Source organism: Mycolicibacterium phocaicum, assembly GCF_010731115.1.
Lineage (GTDB): Bacteria > Actinomycetota > Actinomycetes > Mycobacteriales > Mycobacteriaceae > Mycobacterium > Mycobacterium phocaicum.
Genome location: NZ_AP022616.1, coordinates 3,912,808 through 3,926,735, shown reverse-complemented (window position 1 = coordinate 3,926,735; position 13,928 = coordinate 3,912,808). Strand labels below are relative to the sequence as shown.

At 65.6% G+C, this 13,928-nt stretch carries 11 protein-coding genes and 1 pseudogene; 1 reads left to right on the top strand and 11 read right to left on the bottom strand.

What is annotated here, in order from left to right:
• Nucleotides 1–6: 6 nt before the first annotated feature.
• The 4 genes and pseudogenes from G6N46_RS18825 to G6N46_RS28965 all read right to left on the bottom strand — a co-directional run bounded on the left by G6N46_RS18825 (nt 7) and on the right by G6N46_RS28965 (nt 5,028).
• Nucleotides 7–1,110 (bottom strand): MBL fold metallo-hydrolase, encoded by a 1,104-nt coding sequence (locus G6N46_RS18825; RefSeq protein ID WP_138251216.1) that lies wholly within the window; start codon nt 1,108–1,110, stop codon nt 7–9.
• 51 nt (nt 1,111–1,161) lie between these two features.
• Nucleotides 1,162–2,178, bottom strand: coding sequence for a glycoside hydrolase family 6 protein (locus tag G6N46_RS18820; RefSeq protein WP_138251217.1), 1,017 nt, complete (start codon nt 2,176–2,178; stop codon nt 1,162–1,164).
• A 118-nt stretch (nt 2,179–2,296) separates the two neighbouring features.
• Nucleotides 2,297–3,550, bottom strand: coding sequence for an HNH endonuclease signature motif containing protein (locus G6N46_RS18815; RefSeq protein ID WP_174814065.1), 1,254 nt, complete (start codon nt 3,548–3,550; stop codon nt 2,297–2,299).
• A 256-nt stretch (nt 3,551–3,806) separates the two neighbouring features.
• A pseudogene (locus tag G6N46_RS28965) lies at nt 3,807–5,028 on the bottom strand (IS110 family RNA-guided transposase).
• A gap of 369 nt (nt 5,029–5,397) precedes the next feature.
• Between G6N46_RS28965 and G6N46_RS18805 the strand changes: the two are divergent.
• The gene (locus G6N46_RS18805; protein ID WP_138251220.1) at nt 5,398–6,363 is read left to right on the top strand and encodes a nitrilase-related carbon-nitrogen hydrolase; all 966 of its coding nucleotides are present in this window, start codon (nt 5,398–5,400) and stop codon (nt 6,361–6,363) included.
• Between the two features lie 3 nt (nt 6,364–6,366).
• On the opposite strand, the gene G6N46_RS18800 is transcribed toward G6N46_RS18805, so the two are convergent.
• From G6N46_RS18800 to G6N46_RS18770, 7 genes are all read right to left on the bottom strand, one after another.
• Nucleotides 6,367–7,188 carry a helix-turn-helix transcriptional regulator gene (locus G6N46_RS18800; protein WP_226520185.1) on the bottom strand — a complete coding sequence of 274 codons (822 nt, stop codon included), beginning with the start codon at nt 7,186–7,188 and terminating at the stop codon, nt 6,367–6,369.
• Complete coding sequence (locus G6N46_RS18795; RefSeq protein ID WP_138251221.1) at nt 7,175–7,444, bottom strand: hypothetical protein; 270 nt, start codon at nt 7,442–7,444, stop codon at nt 7,175–7,177. The genes G6N46_RS18800 and G6N46_RS18795 overlap by 14 nt, the downstream gene beginning before the upstream one ends.
• A gap of 80 nt (nt 7,445–7,524) precedes the next feature.
• Entirely contained in the window at nt 7,525–7,950 is a 426-nt protein-coding gene (locus G6N46_RS18790; protein WP_138251222.1) for a DUF4189 domain-containing protein, read from the bottom strand.
• 104 nt (nt 7,951–8,054) lie between these two features.
• Nucleotides 8,055–9,977 carry an acyl-CoA dehydrogenase family protein gene (locus G6N46_RS18785; RefSeq protein WP_138251223.1) on the bottom strand — a complete coding sequence of 641 codons (1,923 nt, stop codon included), beginning with the start codon at nt 9,975–9,977 and terminating at the stop codon, nt 8,055–8,057.
• Nucleotides 9,978–10,024: 47 nt separating this feature from the next.
• A complete protein-coding gene (locus tag G6N46_RS18780) occupies nt 10,025–11,335 on the bottom strand; it encodes a cytochrome P450 (RefSeq protein ID WP_138251224.1) in 1,311 nt (436 codons plus the stop codon).
• 6 nt (nt 11,336–11,341) lie between these two features.
• Nucleotides 11,342–13,150 (bottom strand): peroxidase family protein, encoded by a 1,809-nt coding sequence (locus G6N46_RS18775; protein ID WP_138251225.1) that lies wholly within the window; start codon nt 13,148–13,150, stop codon nt 11,342–11,344.
• Nucleotides 13,151–13,207: 57 nt separating this feature from the next.
• Nucleotides 13,208–13,858 carry a hypothetical protein gene (locus tag G6N46_RS18770; RefSeq protein WP_226520189.1) on the bottom strand — a complete coding sequence of 217 codons (651 nt, stop codon included), beginning with the start codon at nt 13,856–13,858 and terminating at the stop codon, nt 13,208–13,210.
• Between the last annotated feature and the right edge of the window lie 70 nt (nt 13,859–13,928).

Sequence of the window (13,928 nt, the reverse complement as noted above, 5' to 3'; positions counted from 1 at the left end):
GATAGGTCAGAGAGCGAAGACCTGGCCGTCGCACGCGACGGTGATCTTGCCCCGGTAGTTGCGGCCGATCGCGTCCCGCCATTTCGAGTCGGGCAGATCGGTGGGCGAATAGTGGCTCAACACAACATGCTTGGCACCTGCCGCCGCGGCGACTTCACCCACCTGCTCGGCGGACGTGTGGGACCGGACCAGGTAGCCGGGCGGGAACCTACTGTTGTTGCCGCCGTCGGCGAGGCTGAACTGGGCTTCGTGCACCAGGATGTCGGTACCCTGCGCGAGGGCGATCAGATTGTCGGATTTGGTGGTGTCACCCGAGAACGTGACTGAGACACCGGATTTCAGCAGGTCGAAGCGGAAGGCGAATGCCGGGTACACGTCGTAGTGGCTCACGAGGGTCGCGGTGACGCGCACATTGTCATCGGTCATGACCGGGAAGGGATCGATGCGCGGCGCCCGATTCAGATAGCCGGAGCCGGGCGGCACGACAACTTCGTTGACGTTGACCAGGCTCTGGATGTCGTCGGTGCCCATGTCGCGGATGAAGATGTTGCTGGTGTAGGCGAAGGCCCGGTGCAGCGCCTGCGTCATGGCCGCGATTCCCGGCGTGGGGTTGGCCGGTTCGACGGTCGGCGGATTGGGATTGCCGACTTCGCTCGGCGGAAGACCGCCGGCCGGGCCGGGTCCGTACACCGACACCGCGCCCTTTCCGGGTGATGCGGTGTAGCCGCCGGACAGGAAGAAGCTGTAGTAGTCGACGATGTGATCGGTGTGCAGATGCGTGATGAACAGGCTGCGCAGTTGGTCGAATCTCAGACCCGCGTTCGTGAACGCGTTCAAAGAGCCCAAGCCGCAGTCGATCTGGTAGACGTCGTCGCCAATCTTGAGCGCCGACGAGATGCCCGTCCGGTTCGGCACCGGTGGTGGGCCCGCCTGGACCCCGAGCGTGATCAGCGCGTGCTGCGGCAGCTCGGCGCTACCGGGCGCCGCCGAACTGCCGGCCGACGTCGCCAGCGCGGCGCCACCGAGCAGTGCGGACATCGAAGCGGCGATCGCTGTCCGCCGGGAAATCGCGTCGACGCCGTCGGCGCAGTCAGGGCCACACCCGTGCATGACGGCAACGTATCGCCCTTTCGGCCCAAACCACCGCCTCGGCGCGCGGAATCAGTGCGCTGCGTTGCGCGCCAGGTCGATCGCGAACGACTTCACGAAGGTGCCCGCGCCGGGCTCTCCGCGGCCGCACGACCCATCTGACTCGCCGACCCGCTTGACCCACAGGTACGCATCAGCGTGCGGACCGGCGGTGTCGGTGGTGGGTGCGACGCCCAGCGCACGGCCGTCAGGGTTGCACCAGTACATCGGGTCGCCCTCGGCGGGCCCGGCACCGTTGCGCGAAGTGTCGATGACGTAGTGCGCGCCGTTGGTCAGACCGGAGATCGCCTCGCCGTATCCGATCTCCTCACCGGTGGTGAAGTAGTTGGTCGTGTTGAGGCTGAAGCCGCGCGCCTTGGCGACACCGACATCGTTGAGTCGCGAGGCCATGGTCTCGGCGCTCACCCAGCGCGAGTGTCCGGCGTCGATGTAGACCGCCGCGGCCGGGTCGCGGGTCAGCGTGTCGACGGCGTAGCGGATCAGGTCGAAGCGCTCCTGGCGCTGTCCGGCGGACAGGCAGTCGGCCATGGCGAGGGCGTCGGGCTCGACGATGATCGCCGCCGGCGAGCCGCCGAGGCCTGCCGCGACGCTGTCGATCCACGCCCGGTAGCTGTCGGCCGAGCCGAAGCCACCCGCCGCGTAGCTGCCGCAGTCGCGGTGCGGGATGCCGTACAGCACCAGCACGGGCGTCGCGCCCGCGGCGTTCGCGGCGCCTGCCAGCCCGGCGACGGTGCCGCCGACGGTCGAGGCGGGGAACGCCTGATCCAGCCAGTAGGCCTGCGGCGTGTTGGCAATGGCGGTGAGCTCAGGGCTGGGCGGGTCGGCCTGAGCGGCAGCGGCCCGAGCCTTCGAGATCGGGTCGGCGTAGAAGGGCCGACCGGCCAGCGGGTTGCTGTCGTCGACCAGGCGGATCGCCGGGTTGTCGGCGCGCGGCGCCGGGTCGACGGACAGACCCACGCCGGCGACGGCGGCGACAGCCAGGAGGGGAGCAGACCAGCGGGCAACAACGCCAACAGCTGAGGAGATCACCTCAGAAAAATAGTTCGACTTGGTTAATAAACGCCAATCGGGGGCCAAAGTTGGTGTGCGAGTGACCAATGTGGCTATCGGCCCGCATCTGGCCCGCGGCGTTGCAGGGCAAGCCGCGCTAGTTGGTCGACGTTGTGGGTGGTGGCTCGAAGGGCTGGTACCACCACCATTGGGCGCGTTCCCCGGTCGGTCCGGGGCACGGCGGCACATCGGGAAACGGTGTCGTCGGTGGCCGCGCGAGGGAGCCGCCGTCGAGTTGTCGGCCCGCGGCGTCGGTGACGACCAGCCGTTCAGCCGGACCGGTGATGGTGATGACCCGCTTGTGGTGCAGCCGGTGGTGATACGGGCACACCAGCACCAGGTTGTGCAGCTCGGTTTCCCCGCCGTTCTCCCAATGAATGATGTGATGCGCATGCAATCCGCGGGTCGCCCCGCACCCCGGTACCCGGCAGCAGCGGTCGCGGTGTTCCAAAGCGCGGCGCAGCCGGCGGCTGATGGTGCGCGTCGACCGACCGGCACCAAACGGCTGACCATGCTTCTCGAGCCACACCTCACACGTCGCATCGCACAACAGCAGCCGAAGTTCGTCATCGGTGAGCACCGACCCCAAATGCAATGCGGCACGCTCATGGTCGAGATCCGCGTGCACGACCACGGTGGTGTGCTGCCCATGCGGACGGCGTTCCACATCGGTGTCCCAGCCGGCCTCCACCAGGCTCATGAACCCGTCCACCTGATTCGGGAACGGCGGCACCTCGTCGGACGGTTGCCCATCCTCGTGGGCGCGCCTCCAGTCCGCCACCAACGCATCCTGATGCGACGCCACCGCCGCATCGAACTTGGCGGCCTCCAGCTTGGGCAGCCGAATCTTGTATGTCGTGGATCCGTCCTCGTGCGTGGTCTTGCGGATCGACCGCTCCGGCTCCGGCTTCGGCCCGGGGTCTGGGCGCGGCTCCAACTTCACCGCGGTCCGCAACTGCGTAACCGTCGCAGATTCAGCGAACTGTGCGTAATGCTCATCAGAGCCGTCGGCGGCATGCTCGGCGACGACGCCGACCTGATCCAGCGACAACCGGCCTTCCCGCATCGCCTCGGCGCAGCGCGGGAATTCCTCGATCCGGTGCGCAACCGCCACCATCACTTCCGCATTGCGCGGTGACACCCCGGTTTTCCACGCCACCAACGCAGGAAGCGACCGCGCCCCCGTGGCGCCCCACAACCCATCACGATCGATCTCGGCCACGATCTCCACCAACCGGCCATCGATCGCGTTGCGCTGACCGATCAACTCCCCGATCTCCACGACGAACGTATCAAGACGCTCACACGGCGACGGTGACTCAACATCGAAAGTCATTGCCGTGGTGGACATAACACCATCAAAGCAGAAGGGTATGACAATTTTCGGACCCCGAAACGCAGCCCCCCAAAAGAAGCCCGGCCTATTCTGCAACCGATTTGACGCATGAGTTCCGTCTCGAGCGATCGACCTACTAGGTGATCCACATGGTGTCCCTCCGAATACCAGGATCATCTAGGCCTCCCCATCGGGTTCCGGCCGTCGCAGAGTAGGGGTCAGACCGCCGATTCCCGGCACCACCGCGAAAGACATCTCACGAAGTTAAAAGTCAAGCCGCGGCCGGGAGTGGAGGTGGAAACGCTTGATGTTCGTTGTAGAGCTGGCCGGTGTGCAGGCAGTGATGCAGTTGGCCGAGGAATTTGTTGAACAGGTGCCGTTGGGCTTGGTGGTTCCAGTCTCCGGCGGCGCGGCGGGCGTCGAAGTGCCGGCGGGCTCCTGGGGAGGCGCGCAGCGAGGCCAGGGCCCAGATCGGCCCGACGGCGTTGAGTCGCCGGTTTTTGATATGACGGTGCAGGACAACGGTTTTCTTGCCGCTGGCTCGTGTGATCGGCGCCGATCCGGCGAACGCTTTCAAGCCGCGGGCGTCGGGGAACCGGGTGCGGTCATCACCGATCTCGGCGAGCACCCGGGCACCGGCGAGCATCCCCAGCCCGGGGAAGCTGGTGATGATCGCGGCGTCCGGGTGCTGATCAAAATGGGCGGTCGCCGCCTCGGTCAACGCATCGGTCGCGGCGCAGGCCGCGTCGAACTGGCCCAGCAGCGCCGTCAGGTGAATGCCCATCGCGTTTTCCACCACCGCCGGCTGGTGCAGGTAGGTGTCGCCGAACACCTCACGCAGGCGTGTCACGTCGCGGTCGAGGTAGCGCTGGCGGCCAGCTTTGATCAGCAGCCGGCGCAACCTGGCGGGGGTCAGCTTGGCGGCCTGGGCCGGGGTCGGCGCCGCGGTCAGGATGGCCCGGGCATCGGGGCGGGCCAGCCCGCCGTCGAGGCCGTCGAACGCCACCAGCGCGGCGGGTAGAACTCTTTGAGCAGATCACGGATCTGGTTGCCGACCTGCCCGCGGGCCCACACCGCGTCCTGCTGGGCGCGGGCCAGGACCCGGATCGCTTGGGCCAGTTCGGTATCGGCCGGCAACGCGCGATGCGCGGTGGGATCGGTGCGGATGATGTTGGCCAGCAGCACCGCGTCGGTGGCATCGGATTTGGCGCCCGACACCGAGTACCGGGCCCGGTAGCGGGACGCGGCCAGCGGGTTGATCGGGTAGATCACCCGGCCGGTTTCCGCAGCGCTGCCACGAACAGGCCGCGGTCGGTTTCGATACCGACCGGGATCGGATGCTCAGCGCTGTCACCGACCTCGGCCAGCAGGGCCAGCAGGGCGGTGAACCCGGCGGCGTCGTTGTTGACCCGGCCGCGGGCCACCACCTTGCCCTCATCGTTGATCACCGCGACATCGTGATGGGCTGTGGCCCAATCGATTCCGCAATACAAACCCAATGTTGTCTCACTCCTTCGATCTGTGGTCGTGCCGTTACCGGTGGACTCACGCGGCGCCCTAATCGTGGGACTCAAAGGTCCGTCATCTCACTAGCCGTCCGTGACTCCAGCGCACCGCAGGACTTCGTTCTATCGAAGAGCTCAAAGCTCGGGAACCATCATCGGGAAGTCAACCCTGCGGCAGGCTCGGGCAACGGAATCCCACCACCACCGAACAGGGTCTGCTGCCAGGCGCGCCGTTCTTTCGTAAGTCGTCGAACGACGGGACACATCAGGCATCACCTGGCAACAGACCCCGTCAGGAACAAACCCCGGTCATCAGGACCGGTAATCCATCCCTACTAAACGATTAGGACTCCACCGATGACCATCGTCAAAGCCGCAGCAGTTCAACTGAGCCCGGTGCTCTACAGCCGTGAAGGCACCGTCGAACGTGTCGTCGCCAAGATCGACGAGTTGGCCACGCTCGGAGTGCACTACGCCGTCTTTCCAGAGACCCTCGTGCCCTACTACCCCTACTTTTCATATCTGCAGCGGCCATACGACATGGCCCCCGAGCAGATGCGACTGCTGGATCAAGCCGTCACGGTCCCGTCGCCGACAACAGATGCCATCGGCGACGCCGCGCGACGCGCCGGCATGGTGGTCTCGATCGGAGTGAATGAACGCGACGGCGGCTCGATCTACAACACGCAGCTTCTCTTCGATGCGGACGGCACGCTGATCCAGCGGCGCCGCAAGATCACGCCGACGTACCACGAGCGGATCGTCTGGGGACAAGGTGACGGCAGTGGACTGCGTGCAGTGGACAGTGCCGTCGGACGGATCGGCCAACTGGCATGTTGGGAGCATTACAACCCACTGGCCCGTTACGCGATGATCGCGGACGGCGAGCAGATTCATGCAGCGATGTACCCGGGATCGATTTTCGGCGACATGTTCGCTCAGCAGACGGAGGTGCAGGCGCGCAACCACGCGTTGGAGTCGGGCGCATTTGTCGTGGTCTCGACTGCCTGGCTGAATCTCGAACAGCAACAACAGATTGCGACTGACACCGACAGCCCCGTAGAACTGTTTTCTGGCGGCTGCTTCACAGCAATCATCAACCCGCAAGGCCAGGTGATCGGCGAGCCACTGCGCTCCGGCGAAGGTCACGTCATCGCCGACCTCGATTTCGCGCAGATCAGTCGTCGCAAGATCTCGATGGACGCCAGTGGCCACTACAGCCGGCCGGAACTACTCAGCTTGAATGTCGACCGCACGCCCCGCCCTCACGTCCACGTGACCGCTGCTGTCGACGTGGCCGCTGCCGATCATGTCGTCGAGTAACGCCTACCGCTCGCGCAGTTTCTCAAGAGCTCTCGCGGAGTCACTGCCAGGATCAGCACGAAAGGTTATGACATGCTGACCGCCGGAGTGAGGCAGGTTCAGCCGATTTCTCAGCAGGAAGAGCTCGCCGACATCCGGATGGCGCACATGCGTGACCCCGATCCTGTACCCGACGTCGCCTCGCGCCCACAGTTCGCGAAATCGCGCGCTGGCCGACGACAACTCGGCAACCAGCTGCTGCAGGCACGGATCGTCAGGCGCATCGGCGTTGACCTCCCGCAGGCCGGCGACCGCAACCTCAGTCGCCTCATCCCAGTCGACGAAGAAGTCTCGGGCAGCTGGGTCCAGCAGCCGCCACGCAAGCATGTTCTGCCCGGGCCGGAATCCCGGTGCCAAGGCACACGCCGGCGGGTTGGCGGCCAACACATCCTGGTAGCGGCTGACCACCAATGCCGGCATCGGGAACTGCTCGATCAGCTGGTCCAGACCGGCCGCGACCCGCTCCGATTCCGCGCTCTTCCAACGGATTCCGGTGGGTAGGGCCAGTTGGTACAGGTACTCCGTGGCCTTGACATCCAGCAGCAGTGCCCGGGCCAGAGCGCCCAGAACTTGCGCCGACGGGTTCTTGTCCCGGCCTTGTTCTAGCCGCAGGTAGTAGTCAGAGCTGATGCCCGCCAACAACGCCAGCTCTTCGCGGCGCAATCCGGGGACGCGCCGCCGCGATCCCGGCACCAACCCGACATCCTCGGGTCGCACCCGCTCCCGCCGCAATCGCAAGTACTCACCAAGCGCGTTGCCCGCCATGGTGTGACTAGCGATGCCCACCACCACCGGGGTGGACCGGGTTGATGACGCCGGCGCCGGGATACAGGTACCACTCGTCGTCGCCGAACGGGAACTCGTCATCGCTCGCAATGACCGGCGGCGACGCCGCAGGCACCGACGTCGGGCCGCTGATTTCACTGCCCTGACAGACGGTGACCGATGGGTCGCAGATGTCGGCCTGTGCCGCCGGCGCGGCCAGAATCCCCGCCGCCACGCCTACCGCCGCGAAAAGCGCCGCCCTCTTCGTGAGATCCATGGCGGTTCCTTTCGCCGTCCGCAACTCGTTGTGGACGAAGCTACCGCCACTCGCGCAATTTCGTGGGCTCCTGCTCTTGGTCAGTGCTCGGTCCCCAGCGAGCAGAACGACAGGACGACAGTGGCGTTGAACGACGTCGACAACCGGGCTTTCGTCTCGGCCTCCTTCTGCGTCTGAGCCACGCCGGTGCCCCACATGAGGCTGTGGTTGAACGGGTTGGGACTCGTTGCAAGCGCGGCGCATTCGTTGTCGCCCCACACCACGACGCGGCAGTCGGTACCGCCCTTGTTGAGGCAGTAACCGACCGCATCGAACTTGGCCTGGTTCGCGTCGAGCAGGCTCTGCGTGTAGCCCCACTGGCCCGTCGCCGGTGAGAACGCGATGGCGAGGTACCTGTTGACGCCCGCATTCGCCGGACTTGCGGCGCCGAGCGCACCGGCGATGGCCCCGGCGGCGACGAGGGCGGCAGCGGCGGCTGAGCGGCGACGGACAGATGCAGCGGTCATGGCGTTCTCCTTGGCTGGTCGGCGCCCTCGTGGGCGCCCTTCACCAGCTAGGAGCGACAAGTCATCGCCAGGGGGACACTTTTTTCAGAACGACCTTTTGCGGATCATCGGATTTCCGGGATGCGCTCCGGGTGCAGCATCTCGGCGTAGCGCAGCTCCTCGGGAATCCCGAACCCGTCCACCAGGACCTCGGCATACGGCCGGAGCTTCCGGCAGCGATCGTTGATACCGGCGGTGACGGCCTTCGCCCGGTCCATGGACAGGAAACGGTGCTCGATGTACCACGCCTTGTCCTCTTCGATCACCGACAGCGCGTACAGATCGCACAGGAGGCCGAAGATCTCGCGGGCTTCAGGGTCCGTGCATGCGTCGATGCCGGCGGCGAAGGACTCGAACACGATGCGGTCGATGTGCGCCGACGCCGCATGCAGCACATGGTCCTGCACCGAGTTGAACGCCTCGAAAGGGCTCATCTCCTTCGAGTTGGCCTGGAGCCGGCGGGCCACCGTCGACAGCAGGTAGTCGGCCCGGTCCTCGAACATCTTCGCCTGGGTGCCGCGGTTGAAGAGGCTGCCCTCCTCCTCGTTGTCCTGACGTGTGTCGAGCAGGTTCTGCAGGATGGTCTCGGTGCCGGTGCTCCGGCGCACCCGCTCGCGGGCCGTGCTCGTCGCGAACTTCACCCACTCGAACGGGCTCATGCCCTTGATGTCGTCGGCGTACTCCGTGAGCAGGTGCTTGGCCACCAACTGCGTCAAGACGTGGTTGTCGCCTTCGAAGGTCGTGAACACATCGGTGTCGGCCTTGAGCGCGATGAGCCGGTTCTCCGCGAGGTATCCCGCCCCACCGCACGCTTCGCGACATTCCTGGATGGCCTTGGTGGCGTGCCACGTCGCGGCGGCCTTGAGCCCTGCGGCCCGCGCCTCCAGTTCCCGCTGCACCTCACCGTCGGGTTCCTCGACGTCCTGCAGATCATGCAGATCGGACACCAACTCGTTCTGCGCGAACTGCAGCGCATAGGACTTCGCGATCAACGGCAGCAACCGACGCTGATGCACCAGGTAGTCCATGATCAGGACTTCTTCGTCGGTCTTCGGCGCCTCGAACTGCCTGCGCTGCAACGCATACCGGGTCGCGATGTCCAGTGCGACGCGCGCGGCGGCCGCCGCGCTGCCACCGACCGTGACGCGGCCGCGGATGAGTGTGCCCAGCATGGTGAAGAACCGGCGGTTGGGGTTGTCGATCGGGGACGAGTACGTCCCGTCCTCGGCAACATCGCCGTAGCGGTTGAGCAAGTTCTCCCGCGGGATCCGCACATGGTCGAACTGGATGCGGCCGTTGTCGACGCCCGGCAGTCCACCCTTGTAGTGACAGTCCGAAGTCCGCACGCCGGGCAGGTCGTTGCCGTACTCGTCGCGAATCGGCACGATGAAACAGTGCACCCCGTGGTTCTCGCCCTTGGTGATCAGTTGCGCGAAAACCGCTGAGACCTGGGCTGATTCGGCTGCGCCGCCGATGTAGTCCTTGCGTGATGCGGGCGTCGGTGAATCGATGACGAACTCCCCGGTCGCCGGGTCGTACGTGGCGGTCGTCTCCAGGGACTGCACGTCACTGCCGTGCCCGGTCTCGGTCATCCCGAAGCAGCCGACGAGGTCCAGGTCGATGGCCTTGCGCACGTACGCCTCGTGGTGGCGTTCCGTGCCCAGGTTGTCGATGGCGCCGCCGAACAGGCCCCACTGCACGCCGGCCTTGACCATCAAAGACAGGTCACTCATGGCCAGCATCTCGATACGGGCGATGGTGGCGCCCGCATCGCCGTTGCCGCCGTGGCCCTTCGCGAAGGCGTCCTCGGCGGCGCCGCGCGACGCCATGTACTTCATCTGCTCGGTGACCTTGGCCCGGGCCACCGCGGTGTCCGGGGTGTAGTGCGGCTTGAACAGGTCAGCGGAAAGCTCTTGCCGAATACGGTCTTTCACATCGCGCCAACGTCCGTCGAGGGCGTAGCGGAGATGGTCGGCGGTCGTCGTCACAAGGGTCCCCTCCAAGGCACGGTCGCGTTGACGACCGTCTGGTCCATCTAGCGTTCGATGCTGATGCCGTACAGATCGATACTGTGCGGCAGTGACTTCTGCGGGTTCAGCGTAGCCCCGCGCAGCACCGGAGTGGATCCGTTCAACACGTGCGCCAGGAAGGCCTGCCCGAGGAACACCGACAGGCCGGCGCCCGGGCAGCCCTGCGGGCCGTGGCTGAAGAAGTTGTACGACCAGTCGCTACCAGCGTCCCCGCTGACCCACTCACCCGGCGAGAACCGGTCGGCGTAAGGGATCCGGTCGCGGTTCCGGTGGTTGAACACGTTGTAGATGAGGACCTGCTTGCCTTCGGGCAGCACCGCACCACAGGGAAATTCGATGTCCCGGGTCGCGACGCGGCCGAACAACCCCGTCGTCGGCCACAGCCGCATGGTGTCGAGCAGGCACCCGCCGAGATACTTCAGCGACGCGATGCCCTGCCCCGAATTGATGTCGGCCGCGGCCATTTCCGCCCGGACCTCAGTCAGGTTCTCCGAATGCGTGGACAGCACCGCCAACGTGCGGAAAGCATTGGCCGCCAGCGTGTCCCCCATCGCGAACAGCCAGTGGATAACCTGGCTTGCGGGGCTGGCGGTCTCCGGCGGGGTGGTTTCCGCGATGAGCGCCGCCAGACTGCCCGGCTCCGGTTCCTTCAGGTAGGATTCGATGTGGGAGACGAAATCCGGGTAGCCGGGCGCCGGCTCGCCGGGCATTCCGTTGCCCGCCGACATCAGTTCGCTGAGCTGTGAGGTGAGCCGGGCGTCATCCGCAGCCTTGTCCCCGAAAACCACGCAGCGGGTCAACCGCTGGAACGCGGCGTTCCAGTCCGACCATTTCAAGGCCCCCGCACCGAGGCCCGCCACCGTCTGCGCGACCTTCTCGACGAATGCCTGTGCCAACCGGTGCACTGGGTGGCCGGTGTCCAGCACTGCTTCGGCGAACCGCCGGCGATCCTCCCAGGGCTGCCCGCGTGAGATGGTCAGCGCGTCCGGCTGGAACGCCGCCATGCCCTCGCGTTTGGGTTTCGGATCCGACGCGAACGGGTCGGGTGACCCGCCCAACACGAACTCCAGATCGTCGGGATGGTGCACCAACAGCGCCTCGTCGGCGACGACCCGGACGTAGAACGGGCTGGGCCCGTAGCTGCGCACCATGCCTTCGACCAACTGGTAGCCCAGGTAGTCCGAACTCAGCCCAGATGCGATGCGGGTGGGCAACTCTCGCTTGTTGAACAGTCCCAGAAGGACATTCGGTACACCGATCTGGGCGGTGAACCGAACGCCTTCGACGATCGATGCGTGCGGGAAATCCTCGGCCATCGTTCGTCAGCCCCAGGGCAGGTAGGCGCGGACCGAGTCGGCCAGCTGCACCACCGGGTTCTTCTTCCCCGGCACCGGTGCGCCCAGCTTCGGCCACGGCGCGAACACCCGCTCGACGTCTCCGATCACCGGCTCCAACTCCGGGTAGTGCCGCAGCATGACGTCCTTCATCGTGTTGTTGTTGACCCAGTCGAATCCGACCTGGGTGTACACCTCCGGCTTGAAGTCGTTGGTGAAGAACCGGTCGCTCTTGAGCCGGCGGGACGCCATCAGGATGAAGATGCGGAAAGCGGTGTCCGAGAAGCCGAATCCCTTCGGAGGCTGCTCGGCCTGCATGCCGATCTGCAGGTCGACGGCGTCCACGTCGCCGTTGTAGACCTCATTGATCTCCCGCGCCCACTGCTTGTTCGGGGTGATGTCGTCGATGGTCTTGCGCCGCGGCATCCGCAGGGCTTCACGGAAGTCGTTGTAGCGCGGCACACCTCGCTCGCGGTCGCGAACGATGTCGAGGGTTGCGAGGTCGGTGACCTGGCCGTCGACACGGGTGAGGTTGCGCAGCGCGTTCGGGTAGTTGTGCAGGCACACGGCGCCGGCACTGGCCAGGCCGAACGAGTACCACATGTCGCCCATCTGGATCTTGTCCATGAAGCCGCGCGTGTGGGCGCCCTGCAACTGGGTAAAGTCCGCCTTGATCAGGTGCTCGCCGGACTCCAGCGAGAAGAAGTTCCAGTCATCGGGGATCAGCGGGTGCATGCGGTAGACCGAGACGAACTCCTCGGTCAGTGAGAACGGCGCGGCGTGGTGATCGGTCGGCGAACCGATGATGCCCGAAATCGCCTCGTTGTCGCTGATCCGGCCGAACTTCTCCTGGAATGTCTCCCCCAGTGCGCCATACCAATTCGCGTTCATGCCGATCTGCAGCGCCGGGTGCCGCAGCACGCAGGGCGTCCACTCCACGGTGTGAATCTTGGCGATGAGCGCCGAGACGACCAGCACGCCGACCTCGAAGAGGCGCTGATCATCGAAGCTCGGGTAGGCCTTCTTCAGCGCGTCGCAGACGGCGTTGTGTTCGCGCGCGAACATGGTGTGCAGCAGGCCAGTGCCGACCCAGTAGTTCTCCTGCATGCCGGTCAGGTCGATACCCTTGATGTCGCTCTCCGGCAGGCGGCCGTTCGGGTCGACCTTCACCTTGCCGTCGACGAAGGTGCGGACCTGCGACTGGCGCTCCTTGCCACTGCCGTAGACCTGCGAGCCGTCCCACCAGTGTGTCTCTGCGTTGGCGAAAACCGGTGCGGGGCAACCGTCGGCGATCTCACCGCGCAGCGGGATGGTGCACCGGATCTTCATCGGGTTCTCGGGGAACTGATCGTCGGGACTCAGCGGGATGTCGATGGTCTTGTCGGGCACACCGTCGCCGTGGAAGAACCAGTTGTGGTTCTCGAACTGCAGCCAGGCCGCGGCCAGTGCGTTGATGATGCCGGCGGGCTTGAAGTCGTCGCGGGCCATGAGCTTGCGACTGATCACCCGTGGGTCCGGCTTGAGCAGTCGCTTGACGTCGGTGACGGTCATCGACAGCGGCACATTGCGCCCGAAGCCGGTGCCCTTGGCGCCCATGTGCGGATCTTCGAGGTCGTTCCAGGTGCCATCAGGCTGGCGGGCGCGGCGCACCTCATCGGTGGGCTGGCCCAGGTCGTCCGACGGCCGCATGCCGTAAGCCTCGTAGAGGTTGTGCTCGCGCAGTTCGTCGCGCGTCTTCGCCAGCGCGTTCAGCTGCAGAAGGAGGGAGGGGTACTCGTGCCACTGGGACGGAATCATGGTGTAGCCGTTTCCTTTTCGAAGTTTGGTCGGTAGTGGTCGGTGATCTGAGGTCCGTCAGCGAGGCGTGCGCAGCGCGAAATATCCAATCTTGCTGTACCGGTCGGAGCCGGTGTTGAACAGGATCTTGCCGAGGTAGACACCGGGCACCAGCTCCACCAGCTCATCGCGGATGCTGCGGATCACCAGCCGGGGATTGGATTCCACGTTGGCGTAGTCGATGACCATGACCTGGCGGTCGGGGTCGTCCTTGCCGGCTTCGACGTATGTGTCGAAATCGAAGGCGAGTTTGCCCGATTCGGCGTCACGCATCGAGTACAGCGGCCACAGCAGTTTGCCGACGAGACCGGTGCTGCGCGTCAGCCGGTTGTCCCCGGTCCCGCTATCCGAGTCGAAGCGTTTGCCCTGCCAGGGCATCCACAGGGCGGTGACGGCCCGCGTCACGGTGTCCAGCGCGGGGTTGGTGGTCGTCATGACCAGGATGCCCTCGGTCGGACCGTCCAGATCGACGGGTGGCGTACCCAGCCGGAAAAGATCGTTGAGCTGCGCTTCGGCCGAGTCAGCGTCGTTGTCGGCCAACGTGGAGAGCTCGACGATCCAGCTCCACGCCGAATCCACCGCGCCGGACTGACCTTCCGCGGCCGATTTTCGCAACCACGCCAACCTGTCGTCGGCAGCAGAATCCGCGGCGGTTCCTTGTTCGCTCATGCGCACCATTCCCGTTGAGTTTCGAGTACCCGCGGAGCATGATAGTGACCTGCGACACTCTTCGGGGGCA

Bases quoted from the DNA above. Each gene is read 5' to 3' on its own strand.
- G6N46_RS18825 (WP_138251216.1), bottom strand. From the start codon at position 1,110: ATGCACGGGTGTGGCCCTGACTGCGCCGACGGCGTCGACGCGATTTCC.
- G6N46_RS18815 (WP_174814065.1), bottom strand. From the start codon at position 3,550: ATGTCCACCACGGCAATGACTTTCGATGTTGAGTCACCGTCGCCGTGT.
- G6N46_RS18805 (WP_138251220.1), top strand. From the start codon at position 5,398: ATGACCATCGTCAAAGCCGCAGCAGTTCAACTGAGCCCGGTGCTCTAC.
- G6N46_RS18795 (WP_138251221.1), bottom strand. From the start codon at position 7,444: ATGGATCTCACGAAGAGGGCGGCGCTTTTCGCGGCGGTAGGCGTGGCG.
- G6N46_RS18790 (WP_138251222.1), bottom strand. From the start codon at position 7,950: ATGACCGCTGCATCTGTCCGTCGCCGCTCAGCCGCCGCTGCCGCCCTC.
- G6N46_RS18780 (WP_138251224.1), bottom strand. From the start codon at position 11,335: ATGGCCGAGGATTTCCCGCACGCATCGATCGTCGAAGGCGTTCGGTTC.
- G6N46_RS18775 (WP_138251225.1), bottom strand. From the start codon at position 13,150: ATGATTCCGTCCCAGTGGCACGAGTACCCCTCCCTCCTTCTGCAGCTG.
- G6N46_RS18770 (WP_226520189.1), bottom strand. From the start codon at position 13,858: ATGAGCGAACAAGGAACCGCCGCGGATTCTGCTGCCGACGACAGGTTG.